The sequence below is a fragment of the Agrobacterium sp. GW821-FHT02D03 genome, assembly GCF_059421725.1.
In genome coordinates this window covers 19,249-41,356 of sequence record NZ_JBWKVN010000001.1, presented here as the reverse complement: position 1 = coordinate 41,356, position 22,108 = coordinate 19,249, and the positions used below count along the sequence as shown (strand labels likewise).

18 protein-coding genes are annotated in these 22,108 nt (G+C 58.3%); 8 read left to right on the top strand and 10 right to left on the bottom strand.

Features of this window, described 5'->3' with window-relative positions; genetic code table 11:
* Positions 1-6: 6 nt before the first annotated feature.
* On the bottom strand, positions 7-1,071 hold the full coding sequence (locus AC07U5_RS00190) for an ABC transporter permease (protein ID WP_062427165.1): 1,065 nt from the start codon (positions 1,069-1,071) through the stop codon (positions 7-9).
* Positions 1,072-1,205: 134 nt separating this feature from the next.
* Entirely contained in the window at positions 1,206-2,228 is a 1,023-nt protein-coding gene (locus AC07U5_RS00185; RefSeq protein ID WP_062427164.1) for a sugar ABC transporter substrate-binding protein, read from the bottom strand.
* Between the two features lie 264 nt (positions 2,229-2,492).
* On the opposite strand from AC07U5_RS00185, the gene AC07U5_RS00180 reads away from it, so the two are divergent.
* Positions 2,493-3,725 carry an ROK family transcriptional regulator gene (locus AC07U5_RS00180; RefSeq protein ID WP_112956018.1) on the top strand — a complete coding sequence of 411 codons (1,233 nt, stop codon included), beginning with the start codon at positions 2,493-2,495 and terminating at the stop codon, positions 3,723-3,725.
* Between the two features lie 25 nt (positions 3,726-3,750).
* On the opposite strand, the gene AC07U5_RS00175 is transcribed toward AC07U5_RS00180, so the two are convergent.
* From AC07U5_RS00175 to mepA, 7 genes are all read right to left on the bottom strand, one after another.
* A complete protein-coding gene (locus AC07U5_RS00175; RefSeq protein WP_494721985.1) occupies positions 3,751-4,740 on the bottom strand; it encodes an Ldh family oxidoreductase in 990 nt (329 codons plus the stop codon).
* Between the two features lie 175 nt (positions 4,741-4,915).
* The gene (locus tag AC07U5_RS00170) at positions 4,916-5,551 is read right to left on the bottom strand and encodes a 2,3-bisphosphoglycerate-dependent phosphoglycerate mutase (protein ID WP_153312097.1); all 636 of its coding nucleotides are present in this window, start codon (positions 5,549-5,551) and stop codon (positions 4,916-4,918) included.
* An 18-nt stretch (positions 5,552-5,569) separates the two neighbouring features.
* Positions 5,570-6,397, bottom strand: coding sequence for a 4-hydroxy-tetrahydrodipicolinate reductase (dapB, locus tag AC07U5_RS00165; RefSeq protein ID WP_113259806.1), 828 nt, complete (start codon positions 6,395-6,397; stop codon positions 5,570-5,572).
* 17 nt (positions 6,398-6,414) lie between these two features.
* Positions 6,415-8,199, bottom strand: coding sequence for an ABC transporter ATP-binding protein (locus AC07U5_RS00160; RefSeq protein ID WP_062427318.1), 1,785 nt, complete (start codon positions 8,197-8,199; stop codon positions 6,415-6,417).
* A gap of 98 nt (positions 8,200-8,297) precedes the next feature.
* Entirely contained in the window at positions 8,298-9,314 is a 1,017-nt protein-coding gene (locus tag AC07U5_RS00155; RefSeq protein WP_335322976.1) for a glucokinase, read from the bottom strand.
* Positions 9,315-9,371: 57 nt separating this feature from the next.
* A complete protein-coding gene (locus AC07U5_RS00150) occupies positions 9,372-9,755 on the bottom strand; it encodes a methylglyoxal synthase (RefSeq protein WP_062443089.1) in 384 nt (127 codons plus the stop codon).
* Positions 9,756-9,835: 80 nt separating this feature from the next.
* Positions 9,836-10,885 (bottom strand): penicillin-insensitive murein endopeptidase, encoded by a 1,050-nt coding sequence (mepA, locus tag AC07U5_RS00145; RefSeq protein ID WP_418884841.1) that lies wholly within the window; start codon positions 10,883-10,885, stop codon positions 9,836-9,838.
* A gap of 168 nt (positions 10,886-11,053) precedes the next feature.
* On the opposite strand from mepA, the gene AC07U5_RS00140 reads away from it, so the two are divergent.
* The 7 genes from AC07U5_RS00140 to AC07U5_RS00110 all read left to right on the top strand — a co-directional run bounded on the left by AC07U5_RS00140 (position 11,054) and on the right by AC07U5_RS00110 (position 21,134).
* Positions 11,054-12,898 (top strand): extracellular solute-binding protein, encoded by a 1,845-nt coding sequence (locus tag AC07U5_RS00140; RefSeq protein WP_062427317.1) that lies wholly within the window; start codon positions 11,054-11,056, stop codon positions 12,896-12,898.
* Between the two features lie 146 nt (positions 12,899-13,044).
* A complete protein-coding gene (locus tag AC07U5_RS00135) occupies positions 13,045-14,136 on the top strand; it encodes a microcin C ABC transporter permease YejB (protein ID WP_494721984.1) in 1,092 nt (363 codons plus the stop codon).
* A gap of 29 nt (positions 14,137-14,165) precedes the next feature.
* Positions 14,166-15,278: an ABC transporter permease gene (locus tag AC07U5_RS00130; protein WP_333629816.1), complete on the top strand. Its 1,113-nt coding sequence runs from the start codon at positions 14,166-14,168 to the stop codon at positions 15,276-15,278.
* 29 nt (positions 15,279-15,307) lie between these two features.
* The gene (locus AC07U5_RS00125) at positions 15,308-16,936 is read left to right on the top strand and encodes an ABC transporter ATP-binding protein (RefSeq protein ID WP_494721983.1); all 1,629 of its coding nucleotides are present in this window, start codon (positions 15,308-15,310) and stop codon (positions 16,934-16,936) included.
* Positions 16,937-17,037: 101 nt separating this feature from the next.
* Positions 17,038-18,285, top strand: coding sequence for an NAD(P)/FAD-dependent oxidoreductase (locus tag AC07U5_RS00120; protein ID WP_494721982.1), 1,248 nt, complete (start codon positions 17,038-17,040; stop codon positions 18,283-18,285).
* 182 nt (positions 18,286-18,467) lie between these two features.
* Complete coding sequence (locus AC07U5_RS00115; RefSeq protein WP_062443073.1) at positions 18,468-19,829, top strand: glutamine synthetase family protein; 1,362 nt, start codon at positions 18,468-18,470, stop codon at positions 19,827-19,829.
* A gap of 3 nt (positions 19,830-19,832) precedes the next feature.
* Entirely contained in the window at positions 19,833-21,134 is a 1,302-nt protein-coding gene (locus tag AC07U5_RS00110) for an NAD(P)/FAD-dependent oxidoreductase (RefSeq protein WP_494721981.1), read from the top strand.
* On the opposite strand, the gene AC07U5_RS00105 is transcribed toward AC07U5_RS00110, so the two are convergent.
* Entirely contained in the window at positions 21,129-21,632 is a 504-nt protein-coding gene (locus AC07U5_RS00105) for a gluconokinase (RefSeq protein WP_494721980.1), read from the bottom strand. The genes AC07U5_RS00110 and AC07U5_RS00105 overlap by 6 nt on opposite strands.
* Positions 21,633-22,108: the final 476 nt, after the last annotated feature.

Sequence of the window (22,108 nt, the reverse complement as noted above, 5' to 3'; positions counted from 1 at the left end):
GGGCCATCAGACGGCTGCCTTTCTGATCCATTGATCCACTGCGACGGCGGCGATGATTAGCCAGCCGGTCAACATAACCTTCCACTGCGGGTCTGCACCGAGCATGTTGAGGCCCATGGAGACCACGCCGACCAGCATGGCGCCGAAGAGCGTTCCGAGAATGGAGCCACGTCCGCCGAAGAGCGAGATACCGCCGATAACGGTCGCAGTAATGGCCTGCAGATTGTAGTCGGTCACAGCGGCAGAGGGTGAGATCGAACCGTTACGGCCGATGGCGACCCAGGCCGCGAAGGCTGCGATGACGCCAGCGATGGTGTAGACGCTGAGCAGAACCTTACGGGTCTGGATGCCGGAAAGCTTTGCCGCTTCCGGATCGTCGCCCACGGCATAGACGTGGCGTCCCCAGGCGGTCTGGTTCAGGACGTACCAGAGCACGGCGACGAGCGCGACCATTGCGATGACGCCGAGGGTAAAAATGGCAGAACCGATACGGAAGTTGGTGGCGAAGAGCTGCAGAAGCGGTGCGGTCTGCTGCACGTCGGCATCGCGGATCGTTTCATTCGCCGAGTAGATGAAATTCGTCGCCATGACGATATTCCACGAACCAAGCGTCACGATAAAGGGGGGGAGTTTGACCACCGCCACCAGGAAACCGTTGAAGAAGCCGCAAAGTCCGCCGACAACGAAGCCTGCGAGAATGGCGATAGGGGTCGGCAGCCCGTAGGTGACCGCCACATTGCCCATAACGACGGATGAAATGACCATTACCACGCCGATTGAAAGATCGATACCGGCCGTCAGGATGATCAATGTCTGTGCCGAGCCCAGAATACCGACAACGGCGATCTGCTGCAGGATCAGGGTCAATGTGTAGGATGAAAAGAACCGTCCGCCGATCGTCATGCCGAAGATCGCAACCGACAGGATCAGGACGATGAGTGGCACGGCTGCCGGTGTCGAGTGTAGAAAATGCTGCGCGCGTTTGAGCGCGGAAACGCTCTGCTGATCGAAGGAGGCGACTTTCTTGTCGCTCCCGTCCAGCACGCGTTCGAATTCTTGAATTCCGCTCATGTTTCCTCCTCCCGCTCGCCAAACATCTATGCGCGGCGCCGAAATGTCAGCCGGGTATTACGAAAGCGAATGGTTTTGAGTGAAGTTGGCCGGGACTGATCCCGGCCATGATCTTCAGATGGCAATTGAGGGCATCAGCCCCAGCACTTCGCCAGGCCTTCCTTGACGCTGATCGAAGGAACACCCTTGACCGGCTTGTCGGTGACCAGAGAAACGCCTGTGTCGAAGAAGGACTTGCCTTCCGTCGGCTTCGGCTTTTCACCCGTGTCGGCGAACTTCTTGATGGCCTCGACGCCGAGTGCTGCCATCATCAGCGGGTACTGCTGCGAGGTCGCGCCGATGACGCCTTCCTCAACCGACTTCACGCCTGGGCAACCGCCGTCCACGGAAACGATCAGAACGTTCTTCTCCATGCCGACAGCCTTGAGAGCCTGATACGCGCCGACAGCAGCCGGTTCGTTGATGGTATGAATGACGTTGATGCCTGGGTCTTTCTGCAGAAGGTTTTCCATGGCCTTACGGCCACCTTCTTCATTGCCGTTCGTCACGTCGTGGCCGACGATGCGCGGATCGGTTTCGTCACCGATCTTGTTCGGGTCCTTTGGATCGATACCGAAGCCGATCATGAAGCCCTGGTCGCGCAGAACGTCGACGCTCGGCTGGTCAGGCGTTAGATCGAGGAAGCCGACCTTGGCATCCTTCGCGCCGTCGCCCATCGTGCCCTTGGCCCACTCACCGATCAGCTTGCCGGCCAGGAGGTTGTCGGTTGCAAATGTTGCATCGGCAGAGTTGATTGGGTCAAGCGGGGTGTCGAGAGCGATGACGAGGAGGCCTGCATCGCGCGCCTTCTTGATGGTCGGAACGATGCCCTTGGTATCGGAAGCGGTGATCAGAATGCCCTTGGCGCCATCGGCAATGCAGGACTCGATGGCTGCAACCTGGCTTTCGGAGTCACCATCGACCTTACCGGCGTAAGACTTGAGCGTCACGCCCAGTTCCTTTGCCTTGGCGGTCGCGCCTTCTTTCATCTTGACGAAGAAGGGGTTGGTGTCGGTCTTGGTGATAAGGCATGCCGAAGTATCGGCGGCCGATGCAACCGAAGCGAAAGAAACGCCAAGCGCGAGCGCGCCCAAAAAGGCGGAAACAGTTGTCTTCATATGATCCTCCCAGTGGAAACAAGCAGCCATTTGGATGACTGGTCTGCGGCCCTTCTCCTCCTAGATCAGGCGCCACTGGAAGCGATGGAACCATCAAATTAACAGCCTGTCAATAAATAAATCCAATTGAATTATTAATTCGATCTGTCATTCTCTCAGCCTTGATTGCGAAAGTGGACGGGAGGAGACCGGGACACTTGTCGCAGCCGACATGATGAATGAAGCCGTGGGGCGCTTGCCATTAACGGCCGGGAGGAAAACAAGATGTCGCGTTCCGTGGAGATGTCGCAGACGCCACCTGCGACGGTGACCGATTTGAGCGGCGGTGCCAATCAGGTCCGCGTTCGCGCCTACAACGAACGGCTGGTGCTTTCTCTGGTGCGTCGTCACAATGCCTTGTCGAAGGCCGAGATCGCCAGGCGCAGCGGATTGTCAGCCCAGACGGTCTCCGTCATTATGCGTTCGCTGGAAAAGGACGGCTTGCTGATCAGGGGCGAGGTGCTTCGAGGGCGCGTCGGGCAACCCTCCACGCCGATGCGGCTCAATCCAGATTCGGTCTACTCCTTCGGCGTGAAGATCGGCCGCCGCAGCGTCGATCTGGTGCTGATGGATTTCGTCGGTCGAATCAGGATGCAATTGCGCAATACGTATCCATACCCAATGCCGGAATGGATTTTGCCCTTCGTCACCGAAGGCATTGCCGAGTTGGAGGGCAGGCTCAATCCGTCAGAACGCGAGAAGATCGCAGGTATTGGGATCGCCGCGCCGTTTGAACTCTGGAGTTGGGCGAAAGAGGTTGGTGCGCCCGAGGGCAAAATGGACAGTTGGAAACAGGTCGATCTTCGCCAGGAGATTGCCGATGCTGTCGACCATCCCGTCTTTCTTCAGAACGATGCGACGAGCGCGTGCGGCGCCGAGCTGGTGTTTGGCAACGGCCAGGCCTATCCGGATTTTCTCTACGTCTTCATTGGCTCGTTCATCGGTGGCGGCGTCGTCCTGAATTCGGCCCTGTTCTCAGGACGGACTGGCGCGGCAGGCGCGATCGGTCCGCTGCCGGTTCAGGGTCGGGATGGCAAGACGGTGCAGTTGCTGAAGATCGCCTCGATCTTCGTGCTTGAAGACATGCTGCGTGAAAGAGGCATCGACCCCAAGCCGCTGTGGTTTTCTCCCGATGAATGGATCGATTTCGGCGAACCTCTGGAAGTATGGATCCGCAATACCGGTGCCGCACTTGCCCAGGCTGTCATTGCCGCTGCGTCGATCATTGATTTCTCCACCGTCATCATCGATGGCGGCTTCCCAGGCTGGGTGCGCTCGCGCATCGTTGAAGCAACGCGCGACGCTTTGATGCTGCACGATCTTCAAGGTGTGGGCGTACCCGATATCAGGGAGGGTGCGGTCGGAAGTCAGGCACGCGCTATTGGTGGCGCCAGCCTGCCGCTGTTCTCCCGTTATCTTCTAGACCAGAATGTGTTGTTCAAGGAGACTTCGACCTGACAGGCCGCGCACCTTTTGCCAGTTCTTAAAGCGCTTCGATCTGACGCAAGATGTCGTCTTCGATCGTAATTCCATTGTCCAGAGATTGCTTGCGAATGCCTTGGCTGCGGCGGCCTGGAAGCCTTGCATTGCCCTGAGACTCGATTTCCGCGGCCATCTGCGAAACCCTCTCCGCCAGAGCATCATTGCCGGCAATGGTCGGATCGATCGTAATGATCGTGTGCCCAAGAGAGGGCGCCGTTCCCATATCGTCCAGAAGAGAAGAGGCCTGGAAGCCGAAATTGCCTCCGGTGAGGCCTGCCGCCATGATCTCGACCATGAGCGCCAATGCCGCACCCTTGGCCTCACCGGCCGGCACCATGGTGCCGTTGATCGCTTCATGTGGATCGGTGGTCGGGCGGCCCTGAGCGTCGAGAGCCCAATCACCTGGAATAGTGACGCCTTTTTGGCGGGCGGCCATGATCTTGCCCCGCGCGACCTTGGAAAGCGCCAGATCGATCACCAGAGGGTCGGCGTCTTTCATCGGCGCGGCAAAGGCGATCGGGTTCGTCCCATAAAGCGGCCTGATTCCGCCCCATGGCGCCATGGAGGCGGGGGCATTGGCGACCATGAAGGCAACGAGACCCTGTTCTGCCAAACGCTCGACCGTCAAAGCCATGACACCCGCATGATGTGACCGACCGATCGCGGCGAGCGCGATGCCCTGTTCACGTGCAAGCGGCTCTAGCTCCTGGATCGCAAGATCAATAGCCGGATAAGCATAGCCGTGTCCTGCGTCGATCGAGACCACCGCAGGGCGCACCTTTGTGGCTGTGGGCACGGCTTTGCCATTCACTTTGCCGGAATGAAGCTGAGCCACATAGACAGGTATTCGCCGAAATCCGTGGCCGCCTTGGCCACAAGCCTCCGCGGCAACAAGTGCACGAGCAACGGAGCGCGCGCTTGACGCCAGAACGCCGTTTTTCTCGAAGATGGAAGAAACGAAGTCTTCGGCCTGTTCTATGTTGAGTTTCATGACGCAATCTGGAAGGGAACAGAGTGAAAGGATGCCCGGCCGACATTTGGGCATTGGCAGTGACACGCGAGAAAAGCTGGCGAAAACCGTATCGCAACCTGATGGCTTGCCATGCTTCAGCAGCATGTAGCGGACGGCCCTCGATCAAAAGATGGGAAGGCCGCCCTTGTTCGTGTCAATGCGCAGTAGACATGTCGCCCAGCACGTCCTTGGACGCGACGGTGGAGTCGGCATTCAGCTTGTAGACCATGGGCACGCCGGTCGCGAGATTGAGCTTCAGGATTTCTTCCTTGCTCAGCTTGTCGAGCACCATCACCAGCGAACGCAGCGAATTGCCATGGGCGGCAACCAGAACCTTCTCTCCACGCAGAACCCGCGGCAGGATTTCCGTCAGATAGTAGGGCCAGACGCGTGCACCAGTGTCTCGCAGGCTTTCGCCGCCGGGCGGCGGGATGTCGTAGGAACGGCGCCAGATATGCACCTGCTCCTCACCCCACTTCTCGCGGGCGTCATCCTTGTTGAGGCCGGAAAGATCGCCATAGTCACGCTCGTTAAGCGCCTCATCACGTATGGTCTCCAGACCCGACTGGCCGACATTGTCGAGCACGATCTGGCAGGTTTTTTGCGCGCGGATCAGCGAAGACGTGTAAGCCACATCAAATTTGATACCGTAATCGGCAAGCGCCTTGCCGCCGGCATTGGCTTCCTGCACGCCGAGTTCCGTCAGATCGGGGTCGCGCCATCCGGTGAAGAGGTTCTTGAGGTTCCAGTCGCTTTGACCGTGACGAACGAGGACGAGGGTTCCGCTCATAAATACTCTCCAGGTTGATTATGAATTGTCGGCCAGACCGAGAACGTCCAGCATGGAATAGAAGCCGGGCTTCTTGTCGAAAGCCCAAAGTGCGGCGGCGATGGCGCCACGCCCGAAAATGCTCCGATCCGCCGCATGGTGCGAGAAGGTCAGTTGTTCTCCCTCACCAGCAAAGATCACGGAGTGATCGCCCACCACCGAGCCGCCGCGCAGCGTTGCAAAGCCGATAGTGCCCGCCTGGCGTGCACCGGTATGCCCGTCGCGCACCCTGACGGAGTTTTCAGCAAGATCGATGTTGCGTCCCTGTGCTGCCGCTTTGCCAAGCAGAAGGGCTGTGCCGGATGGCGCGTCCACCTTGTGCTTATGGTGCATTTCCAGCACCTCAATGTCCCACTGCTGCGGCCCGAGCGCTTTTGCCGCCTGGCGCGTCAAAACGGAAAGCAGATTGACGCCAAGGCTCATATTGCCGGACTTTACGACGCGTGCATGACGCGCAGCCGCCTTGAACTTTTCCTCGTCCTCGACCGAGCAGCCGGTGGTGCCGATGACGTGGACGATACGCGCTTGTGCGGCAAGACCGGAGAAGATCACACTTGCTGCCGGTGAGGTAAAATCGACCACGCCTTCAGCGTTGACGAAAGCCGCAAGCGCATCGCTGGTGACGGGAATTCCGATGGGGCCGAGGCCCGCAAGCTCGCCTGCATCCCGCCCGACGAAGGGTGACCCCTCCCGCTCGATTGCGGCATGGAGTTGGACGCCGGGCGTTTCATGAATGAGACGGATGAGGGTCTGTCCCATGCGGCCTGCAGCGCCAACCACCACCAGTTTTATGCCGTTGCCGCTCATGTCGCCACCCTATGCTTTCAAAGTCCGCGAACGCCCGTCGCCTGAAGATTGTTGAGGCGAGCGTAAAGACCGTCCTCCCGTCGCGCAAGCGTATCATGCGTTCCTTCTTCGACAACCTGGCCCTCATTCATCACCACAATCTTGTCTGCCTTGACGACGGTCGAGAGACGGTGGGCAATGACGATGACCGTGCGTCCGGACATGGCGGTATCGAGCGCCTTTTGCACAACGGACTCCGACTCAGTATCGAGCGCAGACGTCGCTTCATCAAGGAGCAGGATGGGTGCATTGCGGACCAGAGCGCGTGCGATGGAAAGACGCTGACGCTGTCCGCCTGAAAGGGTCATGCCGTTTTCACCCACCTGGGTGTCGTAACCCAGCGGCTGCGCCAGAATGAAGTCATGGGCGAAAGCAAGCTTCGCCGCTTCCTCGATTTCTGCGTCTGTCGCTTCGGGACGGCCGTAGCGGATGTTGTCGCGGATCGTGCCCTCGAAGAGATAGGGCTGCTGCGAGACATAGGCGAGATTGAGACGCACCGAATGCGTCGTCACGTCTGCAATGTTTTGCCCATCGATCAAGATCTCGCCGCCCGTCGGATCGTAAAACCGTGGCACGAGGTTGATGATCGTGGATTTCCCGGCGCCAGAGGGTCCGACGAGGGCGGTCGTCTTTCCACCTTCGGCAACAAAGCTCACGCCTTTGAGGATAGGACCGGAATCCTTGTAAGAGAAAACGACATTGCGAAGTTCCACGGTCGCGTTTTCGATCTTGAGAGGCACCGCATTCGGCTTTTCGCGCTGAACCGGCTCCATATCGAGGATCTCATAGATCATTCGCGCATTCACCACGGCACGTTCCAGCGAGACCTGAAGACGCGCAAGACGGCGCGCGGGATCGTAAGCGAGCAGGAGGGCGGTCACGAAAGCAAAGAAGGCGCCCGGGGGAACGTTGTCATAGATCGCGCGGTAAGCGGCATAGGCGAGCACGCTTGAGACGGCAATTCCGGCGATGGTTTCAGTCAGAGGTGCAGTTCGCTCGGACAGCCGCGCGATACGATTGGAACGCCGTTCGGAAGCATCGATCGTCGCGAAGACCCGCTCCTCAAGCGGCTTTTCCATCGTGAAAGCCTTGACAATCGCAATGCCTTGCAGCGTTTCCTGCATGGAACCGAGAACACGACTTCCAAGGATGATGGCTTCTCTGGTCGTTTCTCGAAGTCTTTTGGAGATGTATCGAAGGCCGAGAACCAGCGGCGGCACGATGAAGACGATGATGATCGAGAGGAACGGGTCCTTGACAATCATCACGCCGATTAAGGCAATGAAGGTCAAGAGATCTCGGGCCACGGAGGTGACGGTCAAGTTCATGACGTCGCGGATGCCGCCGATATTCTGGCTCACCTGAGCTGCGAGATGCGCGGAACGGGATTCGCTCAGATAACCGACCGAGAGAGTCATCAAATGCGAGTAGAGCCGCTTCTGATAGCGAGCAACGATGTTGTTGCCAATTTTCGAAAGCGCGACAGATTGGAAGTAGCTCGCAAGTCCCCGAAGGAAGAAAGCCATAAATATCGCACCGCAGATCATAAATGCGAGATCAGCGCGTCGGTTGACGAAGGCTTCGTTGATAATGGAATCCATGATCCAGGCGGTGAACGCCGTTGATCCTGCTACGATGAGCAGGCAGAAGACGACCAATACATAGCCCTTGATATGGTCGCGCGCATTCTCGGCAAAGACACGCTTAAGAACTGCAGCAATTGTATCGGTGTCCACAGGACCCCGTGACTTGGCGGTTTTCAATCGCTCATCCACCTTTTGATGTTCCGGCGGCTGCGCCGCCTTTTCAAGCGGCGTCTATATCCATTAGGGCAGGCTTTGACCAGCCTCAACTTGGAAGCTCACCTCTGCCAGCGGCGCCCTTCGAGCGTCACGCCGAAATTCTCAGGTGTTCTGGCGAAGGTGGACAGACCGGCAAGTGCCGCCTGCGGGTGGGTCACGACGTAGGTTGGAATGGAGCGCATCAGTGCGCTGTGCGGCGCCTTGTCCTCAAAGCCTGCGCGAAATTCTGGACGCTTCAGCGCCGGAATGATCTTTTGCGAAATGCCGCCGGCTAGATAGACCCCGCCACGCGCCATGAAGACGAGCGCCATGTCTCCGGCGACGCGCCCGAGATAGGTGCTGAACAGCGAGAGTGTTTCCTCAGCCTGCGCATTCGATCCGCCAAGACCATGTGCGGTGACATCCGCCGGATCGGAAAAGCTTGGCGCGATGCCATCCGCCGCACAGATGGCACGGTAGAGATTGACGAGGCCGCGTCCGCACAGAATCTGCTCGCCAGAAATGCGGCCCTCAATTGCTTCGAGATGCGGAAAAATCTGATGATCCCGTTCCGTCCGTGGCCCAAGATCGACGTGCCCACCTTCACCAGGCACTGGAAACCACATGTTTCGCGCATGAACCAGACCACCCACGCCGAGTCCTGTGCCAGGACCTAGCACCACGCGCGACGCCATCATGTCCGGGCGGTTTGGTCCGATACGCTCGCGATTGTCGTCGTCAAGTGCGGCAATCGCCAGAGCCTGCGCTTCGAAGTCATTGACGACCACGACATCGCTCAAGCCGAGATTGCTCAGCATCTCCTTCGGTTTGACGATCCAGTGGCAATTGGTCAGCGGTATCTCGTCGGACTCGATCGGTCCGGCGACGGCAAGGAGCGCCGAGACCGGTTTGATCGCCCTGTTGCTCAAAACCGCGATCTTGATGGCATCATCAATCGAGGGATAGTCGGCGGTTTTGACGGTGGTCAGGTGCGCGGCTTCAGATGTGGCGTCCGGCAGGATGCAGAAACGGGCATTGGTGCCGCCGATATCTCCAATGAGGATCGGAAAGGAAAGATGATCGTTCTGATTGGGCATCACTGCTCCTGAAGCCGCCTGATTTTTGAAGATAAAACTCGCCGAATCAAAGAGCGCCTATCTGTTGATGTGAAAGTCGATCAGTCGCTCCGCCGTCGCGCGGTTGAGCGCCATCGGTATGTCGTAGACGGTTGCCAGCCGTGTCAAGGCTTTCACGTCCACATCATGCGGCATGGAGGTCAGCGGATCGACAAAGAAGATCAGCATGTCGACATCGCCGGTCGCAATCATCGCGCCGATCTGCTGATCGCCGCCGAGAGGCCCGCTTTTCAGACGGATCACGTCGAGCTTGGGACAGGCATCCTGCACACGACCACCCGTCGTTCCCGTGGCGACAATGCGGAAGGTCGACAGCGCATCCTGATGCTCGCGGGCAAACTCCGCCATGTCGTCCTTCTTCTGATCATGCGCGATCAGCGCCACGCAGCGTTTGCTATCCATCATCGTTCCACGCGTTTTTTAAATCGATTTGAAGCCTTCTATATCAACTCTTCCAAGTTTGAAAAGCGGGCCTCTTGGGATCAATTCATGGAAGGGCGTGTGGAGGGGCGCGGAACATCTGCCGGCGGAACCGGTCCGCCAGGCGAGGGGGAAACGGGGGCGGTTGCCGCCGGAGCCGCAGGGGTGGTGTAAGCACTTTGTACCGCAGTCTGTAACCTTCCTGCGGAAGGCGCAACCGCAATGGCGGCGCAGGCCTTTGGCAAGTCCGACACCATCATCGGTCTTGGCGGCTTCGGCGGTTTGGCGTTCGGATCCTTCTTCGGCGCCGCCCATGGTTCCTTGGTAAACCACCAGGCAAGCGACTTGTCGCAGCCATCGCCCCGACCCACTGCCGCCTGCGGCTTGCAGTCTGTCGCACCGGCCGGGCAGGACAGACGGACGTGGAAATGCTCGTCATGGCCGTAAATCGGACGGATCTTGCCCATGAAAGTGCGGTCGCCGGTCCAGCTTTGGCAAAGCTTCTGCTTGATGGCCGGGTTGACGAAGATGCGCTCCACCTGTGGATAGCTCGCCGCCATCATCACCAGCCGTGCATTGAGTGGAGACCATTTGCGGTCGTCAACGGTCAGAAACTTGCTCTTGTCGAGCATCGAGATGAAGGGCGTATCCTCACGCTCCTGCGCGCTCATGATGTGGTCGGGCATCTTGCGCCACCAGATATCGACATCTAGCCCGATCTGATGCGAGGCGTGACCGGTTAGCATGGGACCGCCGCGCGGCTGGGAGATATCGCCAATCAGGAGGCCTGGCCAGCCGATTTTCTGCGAATCCTGCGCGAAACGTTCGATGAAGGAAACGAGTTGTGGCTGGCCCCAGCGCCGGTTGCGTGAAAGGCGCATGGCCTGAAAACCTTCGCCTTCCGTCGGCAGGGCAACCGCACCGGACTGGCATCCTTTTGCATAGGAGCCATAAGACTTGGAGGGGCCGGCGGAGGGAAGATCGATATGGCCGAAAACCTGCTTTGCCGGCTGGTCTTGCGCAAAGGCTGGCGCGAGATCTGCGCCAATCATCGAGACGACCGAAAAAGCGATAAGCGAAAGCCTGCGCGCTGCCATTGTCTTTAATCTCATTCGTCGCCGCCTGCGATCCGGTTGATTCTATGGTCCGATATTACGCTGGATCGCGAATTTGGTGAAAGCATGTTTGCGGATAAACCGCTTGTGAGCCGGCGCCTCTATTTTTTGACATTGTTTGGCTTATGCTTCGCCGCAACAAGCATCAAAAAGGAACATCCGCCCATGGCTTTGGCAAGCGCAAAATCCCTCCTGCTCTTAGGCATGGCAGTGTCGCTTTTGGCATCCTCGACAGTGGCAAAAGCGCAGGAGGAGGGGCAATGGCGTGTGGGCATTGCGACCGTCGGGGAGTTGAAGCACCCGAAGGGCTTCGAGCGCTTTGATTATGTCAATCCGAACGCACCGAAGGGCGGTGCCTTGCGTCTTTCGACAGCCGGCACTTACGACACGCTCAACCCTCTTCTTGCCAAGGGAGAAGCCGCAACAGGTCTAGGCGCGGTCTTCGATACGCTGATGAGGTCATCCGAAGAGGAGCTTTCGGCGTCCTACGGCCTTCTTGCGGAAGCCTTGACCTATCCAGCTGATATGTCCAGCGCGACGTTTAGATTGCGCGCCGAAGCCAAATTCGCCGACGGAAAACCCGTGACTCCAGAAGATGTGGTTTTCAGCTTTGACAAAGCGAAAGAGCTCAATCCGCAGCTCGCAACCTACTACACGCACGTCACCAAAGCCGAAAAGACCGGCGATCGGGAGGTGACCTTTACCTTCGACGAGAAAAACAACCGCGAACTCCCGCAGATCGTCGGACAGTTGCTTGTTGTTCCCAAACACTGGTGGGAGGCCAACGGTCCGGATGGAAAGCCACGCGACATTTCGCGCGGAACGTTGGAGCCAGTCATGGGATCCGGCCCCTATAAGATTGCCTCGGTGGCTCCGGGCTCCACGATTACTTACGAGTTGCGCGACGATTATTGGGGCAAAAACCTCAACGTCAATGTCGGAATGAACAACTTCAAGACGATCAGCTACACCTTCTACACCGATCGCGATGTGGAGTTTCAGGCCTTTAAAGCAGGCAACACCGATTTCTGGCAGGAAAACTCTGCCGGTCGCTGGGCAACCGGCTATGACTTTCCAGCCGTCAAGGACGGACGGATCAAGCGCGAGGAACTTCCCAATATCTACCGCTCCGTCGGTATTATGCAGGCTTTCGTGCCGAATGCACGCCGCGACAAGTTCAAGGATCCGAGAGTCCGCAAAGCGCTGAACCTGGCCTATGACTTTGAGGATATGAACAAGACACTGTTTTTCGGCCAGTATCAGCGGATCAATAGCTTCTTCATGGGCAGCGACCTTGCCTCATCCGGTTTACCTCAGGGCAAAGAGTTGGAAATTCTGACCGAAGTGAAAGATGAGGTGCCGCCGGAGGTCTTTACCACCGAGTATCGCAATCCCGTTGGCGGCGATCCGGCCAAGCAGCGCGACAATCTGCGTGAAGCTGTCAAGCTTATGAAGGAGGCAGGCTACGAGTTGCGGGGCAACCGAATGGTCAATGCAAGAACGGGCCAACCGTTCGATTTCGAAATTCTCGTCGATTCGCCCGCCATGGAGCGCGTCGTTCTGGCCTACATACAAAACCTCAAGAAAATCGGCATCAACGCGACGGTTCGAAACGTCGATTCATCGCAATATACCAATCGCACACGTGCCTTCGATTATGACATGATCGTCAATCTCTGGGCTCAGACCTCCAATCCCGGCAATGAACAGGCCGATTATTGGGGCTCTGCAGCCGCAAACCGCCAAGGCTCGAAGAACTTTGCTGGGATCAGCAATCCTGCGATCGACAAGATCGTCCGCAAGATCATCTTCGCTCCCACCCGTGAGGGCCAGGTTGCTGCCGTTAAGGCGCTGGATCGGGTTCTGCTGGCCGGAAATTACGTCATCCCGCAATTCTACCGTGGCGAGATGACGGTTGCCTACTGGAACACCATCGTTCGCCCGACGGAACTGCCCTATTACGGTATCGGCTTCCCCGACGCCTGGTGGTCGGCCAGTGCGGCAAAATGAGCTTGGTCTTGCTTTATAGGCCAAGCCTTGATTCACATGACTAAAGACGAATCATTAGGCGGGCAAAAGCTGCCGCTCGCCGGGAAAGGAAACGGTTTGACAGTAAGGATGACAGCCGAGCGCGCTTGCCTGGAGCGTGACCTCTAATGGGAGCCTATATTCTCCGGCGTCTGGCGCTCATGATCCCGACGATTATCGGCATCATGGGTATTTCCTTTCTTGTCATTCAGTTTGCACCCGGCGGCCCGGTCGAACAGGTCATCGCCCAACTGTCCGGTTCAGGGGACAGCGCTGCCGATCGCCTGTCCGGCGGTGGCGACCTCATGGGCGGCGGTGGTGTGGATGAAAGCGGATCGAAATATCGCGGCGCTCAGGGCCTCGATCCGGAGCTGATCGCCAAGCTCGAAAAGCAGTTCGGTTTCGACAAGCCGCCGCTCACACGCTTTCTGGAGATGATGTGGAACTACATTCGCTTCGACTTCGGCGACAGCTTCTTCAGAAACTCTTCAGTCATCGATCTCATCATCGACAAAATGCCGGTGTCGATTTCGCTCGGCTTCTGGATTCTGATCATTTCCTACGCAATTTCCATTCCGCTCGGCATCAAGAAGGCAGTGGAAGATGGCTCGAAATTCGACGTCTGGACGTCCGGCGTCGTCATTATCGGTTATGCCGTGCCCAGCTTCCTCTTTGGCATTTTGCTGATCGTGCTGTTCGCTGGCGGTTCCTTCTTCGACTGGTTCCCGCTGCGTGGTCTTACCTCGGACAATTTTGCCGAACTGACATGGTGGCAGAAGATCATCGACTATTTCTGGCACCTGACGCTACCGCTGACAGCGCTTGTGCTTTCCGCCTTCGCGACCACGACACTCTTGACCAAGAACTCCTTCATCGATGAAATCAAGAAGCAATATGTGGTCACCGCGCGCGCCAAGGGTCTTTCCGAGCGGAAAGTTCTCTACGGCCACGTCTTCCGCAACGCCATGCTGATCGTCATTGCCGGTTTTCCCGGTGCCTTCATCTCCGCCTTTTTCACCGGCTCGCTGTTGATCGAAAACATCTTCTCGCTGGATGGCCTCGGCAGGCTTGGCTATTTGTCCGTCGTCAATCGTGATTATCCGATCGTGTTCGGCACCCTCTTCATATTCTCGCTCATGGGTCTCGTCGTTGGTCTGATTTCCGACCTGATCTATACCTGGATCGATCCGCGCATCGACTTCGAGCGGAGGGACGTGTGATGACTGTCTCCACGCCTGTGACCGATACGATGCCACCGCAGAAGCGTCCTTTTTTCTCACCGACGAGCATTCGCCGTTGGCAGAACTTCAAGGCGAACCGCCGCGGCTACTGGTCCTTCTGGATATTCCTGGCGCTTTTCGGCCTCAGCCTCTGCGCCGAGTTCATCGCCAATGACAAGCCGATCCTGGCGTCCTACAAGGGCGAACTTCTCGTTCCTGTCCTGGTGGATTACCCCGAAGAAAAGTTCGGCGGCTTCCTGGCTCAGACCGATTATAAGTCCTCCTATATTCAGGATGAGATCAACGCCAATGGCTGGATGATCTGGCCGCCGATCCGCTATTCCTATCAGACTGTAAATTCCAATATTCCTCATTCAGCACCCACGCCACCCTTCTGGTTGATGAGCAAGGAGGAGCGTTGCTCCGGCTATCCGCAAGGGGCGGCTGATCCCGGCTGTACGCTTGGCAATCTCAATTGGCTCGGTACAGACAACCAGGCGCGCGACGTCACGGCGCGTATTATCTACGGCTTCCGCATCTCGGTGCTTTTCGGCCTGGCACTCACCATCTGCTCGGCCATCGTCGGTGTAACAGCCGGTGCGGTCCAGGGTTATTTCGGCGGCTGGACCGATCTTCTGATGCAGCGCTTCATCGAGATATGGTCGTCCATGCCGGTGCTCTACATCCTGCTGATCATCGCAGCCATCCTGCCGCCCGGCTTCTTCGTGCTGCTTGGCATCATGTTGTTGTTCTCTTGGGTCGGCTTCGTCGGGGTGGTGCGTGCCGAATTCCTGAGAGCGCGCAATTTCGAATATGTGAATGCCGCACGCGCACTTGGTGTCGGTAATGCCACCATCATGCTCCGGCACCTGCTGCCGAACGCCATGGTCGCAACACTCACCTTCCTGCCTTTCATTCTGTCCGGCTCGATCACGACGCTGACATCGCTCGACTTCCTCGGCTTCGGCATGCCGCCCGGCTCGCCATCGCTGGGTGAACTGATTGCCCAAGGCAAGAACAATCTCCAGGCGCCGTGGCTTGGGCTGACAGCCTTCTTCACCATGTCAATCATGCTCTCGCTGCTGATCTTCACCGGAGAAGCGGTGCGCGATGCTTTCGATCCGCGCAAGACATTCCGGTGATGGCCATGTCTCCAACAAATGCAGGCACAATGACCGCACCCCTCCTCTCCGTCCGAGACCTCTCCGTCGCCTTCCATCAGGGCGGCAAGGAAAGTCTCGCTGTCGACCGGGTTTCCTTCGACATCATGCCCGGCGAAGTGCTGGCGCTGGTTGGCGAATCCGGCTCTGGCAAATCGGTGACGGCCAACTCCATCCTGAAGCTTTTGCCCTATCCCGCGGCAAGCCATCCATCGGGCCAAATCCTGTTCGAGGGCAAGGATTTGCTGACGCTGCCGATGCGCGAGCTGCGATCGGTGCGCGGCAATGATATAACCATGATCTTCCAGGAGCCGATGACCTCGCTCAATCCGCTTCACAGCATTGAGCGGCAGATCGGTGAAATTCTGGAACTGCACCAGGCTCTCACCGGTGCGCCTGCACGTGCCCGTATCCTGGAACTGCTCAATCAGGTTGGCATTCGCGATCCGGAAAAGCGGCTGAAGGCTTTTCCGCACGAGCTTTCCGGCGGGCAGCGTCAGCGTGTGATGATCGCCATGGCGCTCGCCAATCGCCCCAAGCTTTTGATTGCCGACGAGCCGACGACGGCGCTTGACGTAACGGTGCAGGCGCAAATCCTCGAACTGCTGGCCGGGCTGAAGAATCAGCATCACATGTCGATGCTGTTCATCACTCACGATCTCGGTATCGTGCGCAAATTTGCCGATCGTGTCTGCGTCATGACAAAGGGCAAGATCGTTGAGACGGGCACTGTCGAGCAGGTCTTCACCAATCCCCAGCATGCCTATACCCGCCATCTTCTGGCTGCTGAACCGAAGGGCGAGCCGCCACCTGCGGACGATAAGAAGCCGGTGGTCATGCAGGGTGCCGACATCAAGGTCTGGTTCCCGATCAAGGCCGGTCTGATGCGCAAGGTCGTGGACCACGTCAAGGCGGTCGATGGCATCGATATCACTCTTCGTGAGGGGCAGACGGTCGGTGTTGTGGGCGAATCCGGCTCCGGCAAGACGACGCTGGGGCTGGCGCTATCGCGGCTGATTTCCTCGAAGGGCCGGATCAGCTTTATCGGCCAATCCATCGACGCCTATTCCTATGCCATGATGAAGCCGCTGAGAAACCGCCTTCAGGTGGTGTTCCAGGACCCCTACGGTTCTCTCAGCCCCCGCATGTCGGTCGGAGACATCATTGCCGAAGGTCTGAAGGTGCATGAAACCTCGCTCTCCTATGAGGAGCGTGACCGGCGCGTCGCGACCGCACTGGAGGAAGTGGGGCTCGATCCTGCCACGCGCTGGCGCTACCCGCATGAATTTTCCGGCGGCCAGCGGCAGCGTATTGCCATTGCCCGCGCCATGGTGCTGAAACCGCGCTTTGTCATGCTGGATGAGCCGACATCGGCGCTGGACATGAGCGTGCAGGCGCAGGTGGTCGATCTCTTGCGCGATCTGCAGTCCAAACATGATCTCGCCTATCTCTTCATTAGCCACGACCTCAAGGTGGTGAAGGCGCTCGCCAACGAGGTGATCGTCATGCGCCACGGAAAGATCGTCGAAAGCGGCCCCGCCAAGTCTATCTTCGAGGCGCCGAAAGAAGATTACACCCGTGCGCTGATGGCCGCTGCCTTCAATATCGAAGCGGTCAAGACCGCAGCCGTGAGCGAGTAAAGACCTCCACGCAAATTGTGGCGAGGCGGTTTTGCTGTTGCGTTCGATGATGGGGAGCGCCATCTTTCTCAAACGTCTGATGACGGCAGAGGAAGAAGAGAATGGCAGCGGATGTGATCGTATTGGGTGCCGGGATCATTGGGGTCTCGGTGGCGGTTCAACTGGCAAGACGCGGAAAATCCGTCGTGTTGCTCGATCGCCGCGGGCCTGGTGAGGAAACATCCTTCGGCAATGCCGGGCTCATTCAGCGCGAGGGCGTCGTGCCCTATGGCTTCCCTCAGGATCTCGGCCTGCTGGCGCGCTACTCGCTCAACAACCGCATCGACGCCCATTATCACATGGCCGCTATGCCGAAGATCGCGCCGTTTCTGGCGCGCTACTGGTATCATTCGCAACCGGCACGGCACGCGGCGATATCCCGTTCCTACGCGCCGCTGATTGAACATTCGGTTACCGAGCATTCGATCCTGATCGATGAAGCGAAGGCCGGCGATCTTATCGTCAAGAATGGCTGGATGGAGGCTTACCGAACGGAGGCCAAGCGCGACGACGATTTCGCCTTTGCCGAGCGCCTCGCGCGTGATCACGGTATTTCTCATACCAAGCTGACCCGGCAGGAACTGGCGCAAGCAGAGCCACATCTGTCGCACGATTTCGTCGGCGGGCTGAAGTGGGACGATCCATGGTCGGTACTCGACCCGCACGGTCTCACCATGGCCTATCTGCGCCTGTTCGAAAGTCTGGGCGGTACCTTCGTCAAGGGCGACGCGGCGGCTCTGTCTCAGACGCCGGCCGGCTGGAAAATCCAGACGGAGAATGGCCTGATTGAGGCTGAGAGCGTCGTGGTTGCCCTAGGTCCGTGGTCCGATACCGTGACGACACGGCTCGGCTATCGCTTCCTGATGGGAGTGAAGCGCGGCTACCACATGCACTACGCACCCCAGGAGGGAACGAAGCTCAACAACTGGCTGATCGATGCCGAGCGCGGTTACTTCCTGGCACCGATGAAGAAGGGCATCCGCCTGACGACGGGTGCGGAATTTGCCGATCGCGATGCACCGAAATCGCCTGTCCAGCTTTATCGGGCGGAGCGCGTGGCCCGCACCATCTTTCCACTGGGTGGCAGGCTGGATGCCGAACCCTGGATGGGTGCACGTCCCTGCACGCCGGATATGATGCCGGTCATTGGCAAAGCGCCGCGCCACAAAAGCCTGTGGTTTGCCTTCGGTCACGCCCATCATGGCCTGACGCTGGGGCCGATCACAGGGCGGATTTTGGCTGAAGCAATGCTTGGCGAAACACCCGTCATCCCGATCGCACCCTACGCCGCGGAGCGGTTCAACCCCTGACACACCGATTAGGGGTGGCCTTCCTGTAAAAGCCCGCTTAACATGCAAGCCAGGGAGGAAAAGGGTATGCAGCGGGGCACAAAGTCACGATGACGGCGCGATATATGATCTACCAGCAGCAGGATGACTTTCGTTAGCGTCAGCCTTTCCGGCCGATCGAAAGAGCAACGACATCCTGGTGAATGATGGCTGATATCGAATACGCAAAGACCTTTTTCCAACAAAACCCCGACATCGAAATTCTCGAAGCCTTCGTCATTGACGCCAATGGCATTCCGCGGGGCAAGTGGATCCCGCGCGAGCGGGCGCTCGACGTGCTGGAAAAGGGCATGGCCGTTCCCCGTTCCGTCTATGCCTTGGATATCTGGGGCCGAGACGTGAACGCCGCCGGACTGGCGGAAGGAACCGGCGATCCTGACGGTTTGTGTGTTGCCGTGCCAGGAACCCTGTCGCGCGTCACCTGGCTTGGGCGGCCCACGGCGCAGGTGCTACTGGCCATGACCGAGCCGGATGGTGCCGGTTTCTTTGCGGATTCGAGGCATGTTCTGGCACAGGTTCTATCTGGCTTTACCAAGCGTGGCTTGACCCCTGTCGTTGCCACCGAACTTGAATTCTATCTGATCGACCCGGTCCGCTCCGCGCTTGATCCTGTGCGCCCGCCCAACAGCCGGGAAGGGCGCTGGCATACGGGTCAGACGCAGGTTCTCTCCATTTCCGAACTTCAGGATTTCGAAGACGTCTTCCACGACATTGCCACCGCCTGCCGCGCGCAGAATGTGCTGGCCGATACGACGCTTCGGGAAAATGGGCCCGGGCAATATGAAATCAACCTCAACCACGTGCCGGATGCGCTGCGTGCGGCGGATTTCGCCGTTTTCCTCAAGCGCATCGTCAAAGGGGTGGCGCGCAAGCACGGGCTGGACGCCACCTTCATGGCCAAGCCCTATGGCACTCAGGCCGGCAATGGCATGCACGTGCATTTTTCCGTCCTCGATAAGGATGGACGAAACATCTACATGGGCGAGGACGGGCCCTCGGAAGCGCTCATGCACAGCGTCGGCGGTCTTCTGGAGAATATGGGAGAAAGCATGGCGGTGTTTGCGCCCCACGCCAATTCCTACCGGCGGCTGCGCCCCAGCGAACATGCGCCGACCTACGCTTCATGGGGCTTCGACAACCGCTCGGCCGCCGTGCGGGTGATCACCGCCAGCAAGCCTGCCACCCGGATCGAGCATCGTGTGGCCGGTGCCGATACCAACCCTTACCTCGTGCTTGCCATGATCCTGAATGCCGCGCTCTCCGGCATGCGGGAGAAGCGCCAGCCGGGAGGGGCGATTGCAGGCGATAGCCACGCCATCAATCACGAGCCCTTGCCGACGAACTGGGATTATGCGGTCCAGCGTTTTGCCCGTTCGAGCTTCGCTTATGCCACGCTCGGTCAGCGCTACAGAACGCTCTATGCCGCCTGCAAGCAGCAGGAAATTTCCGAATTCTCGCTTCGCGTCACCGATGTGGAATATGACGCCTATATCAGGACGGTGTGAAACATGGCTCACGTAACCGCGCTTCCCAATCCCGGTCATACGACCTCCTGGTATGCGGCCTCCGCCAATGACAAGAGCGTGCGCCCCACGCTCGAGGGCGAGATGCATGCGGATATCTGCGTGATCGGCGCAGGTTTCACCGGCATGTCCGCCGCACTGGAACTTGCGGAAAAAGGTTTCTCCGTTATCGTTCTGGAAGGCACGCGCGTCGGCTTTGGCGCCTCGGGGCGCAATGGCGGGCAGATCGTCAACGGCTATAGCCGCGATCTCGAAACCATTGCCGGACGCTATGGGCAGGAGAAGGCCGTCAAGCTCGGCGAGATGTCGCTTGAAGGCGGACAGATCATTCGCGAGCGTGTGGCGAAATACGGGATCGACTGCGATCTGGTGGATGGCGGTTTCTTTGCCGCCTTCACGCGAAAGCAGATCCAGGAAATGGAAGCCAACAAGACCCATTGGGAGAAGCACGGCCATTCCGGGTTGGAAATGATCTCCAAGGCAGAGGTCGGCCACTATGTGAAGTCCGATCGTTATGCCGGCGGGATGATCGACCGGTTTGGCGGACATATCCATCCGTTGAATTATGTGCTGGGGGAGGCGGCAGCTGTCGAGAAACTCGGTGGTCGAATCTTCGAAAATTCCAGGGTCATCGGCGTTGAGAAGGGTACGAGCCCGACGGTCAGAACCGCGCATGGTAAGGTCACGGCGAAATATGTGCTGGTCTGCGGCAATGCCTATCTTGGCAAGCTCTTACCGGAAATCGGCGATCGCATGATGCCGGTGTCGAGCCAGGTCATGGCGACGGAACCGCTTGATGCGGGCCTGATCGAAAGCTTGCTTCCGGCAAACTACTGTGTCGAAGATGCCAATTACATTCTCGACTATTATCGGCGCACCTCCGACAACCGCCTGCTTTATGGCGGCGGCATTGGTTATGGCGGCAGCGATCCGGCCGATCTGACCAGCGTTATCCGTCCCAACATGCTGAAAACCTTTCCGCAGTTGAAGGACGTCAAGATCGACTTTGCCTGGAGCGGCAATTTCGCGCTGACGCTGACGCGCATTCCGCATATGGGGCGGCTGTCGGAGAACATCTATTTCTCCCACGGTGACAGCGGTCACGGTGTCACCACCACACAATTGCTTGGCCGCATTCTGGCGGAAGTCGTGTCCGGACAGGCAGGTCGCTTCGATGTCTGGTCGTCGTTGCCGAACTTCCCGTTTCCTGGCGGCAAGACGTTCCGCGTGCCGCTCACCGTCCTGGGGGCGTGGTGGTACGGGCTGCGCGATAGGCTCGGCCTATAGGGCCTTCAAGCCTTTCAGCGCGTTTTCGACGATTTCGTCCGGCGTGGCATCTATGTTGACAGTCACGACGCCTGGCTCGCCGGTCGGCACTTCCAGCGTGTCGAGCTGTGTCTTCAACAGCGATAGCGGCATGAAATGGCCCTTGCGTGCACCCATGCGCCGCGTCAAAAGCTCAACGCTGCCTTCCAGAAAAACAAAGGACAAGGGTCCGCCACAGGCGGTCCGCAGCCGATCGCGATAGGATTTCTTCAGGGCCGAGCATGAAATCACAACGCCACCGGCCTCATAGCCCTGGCGAAGCTCAGCACCCACGAGATCGAGCCAGGGCCAGCGATCCTCGTCGGTAAGCGGCGTGCCAGCGCTCATCTTCTCGACATTGGCCTTGGGGTGCAGCCTGTCGCCTTCCTGAAATGGCATGCCAAGCTTTTCCGCCAGCTCAGCCCCGACCGTGGATTTGCCGCAGCCGCTGACGCCCATCACGATGATTGCCTGTTTCATGCAAAAAACCTTTCATGCCTGCAGCACCGGCCCGGAAATCAGCGTTGATTCTCGGGAAATCGCGATGCGTCGTTGCGTGTCGTCGTGGCCTAGCAAGAAGGCGAGGATAAGAAAACGGTTTTTATCAGAGGCGACTTAACAAGCGGCTGGATGGATGCCGGAGCAAACGTCACCATAGATTTTCCCGCAGCCGCCGCGCTCCAACCCGTCCTGTTGGAGGTCGAGATTTTGTTCTTCGGTCAAAACTCGCATGGAGCCTACGAGCATGACCACTCTCCAGTTCATGTAAACTTAGACGGCATGAGTTTGTAGGCTATAGGTTTCTGCACCCGTATTTATAAAATTTGATAGTTGTTTGGGGATTTTCAGGATTGGCCTTGCTGCGTCACATCGAACCGGGGTTTGTTGGGCCATATGTGACCGGTAGCCGCAATCGTAGTGATAAGCCGAGCGGGTGAAGCCGCAAAGCCTTCGTC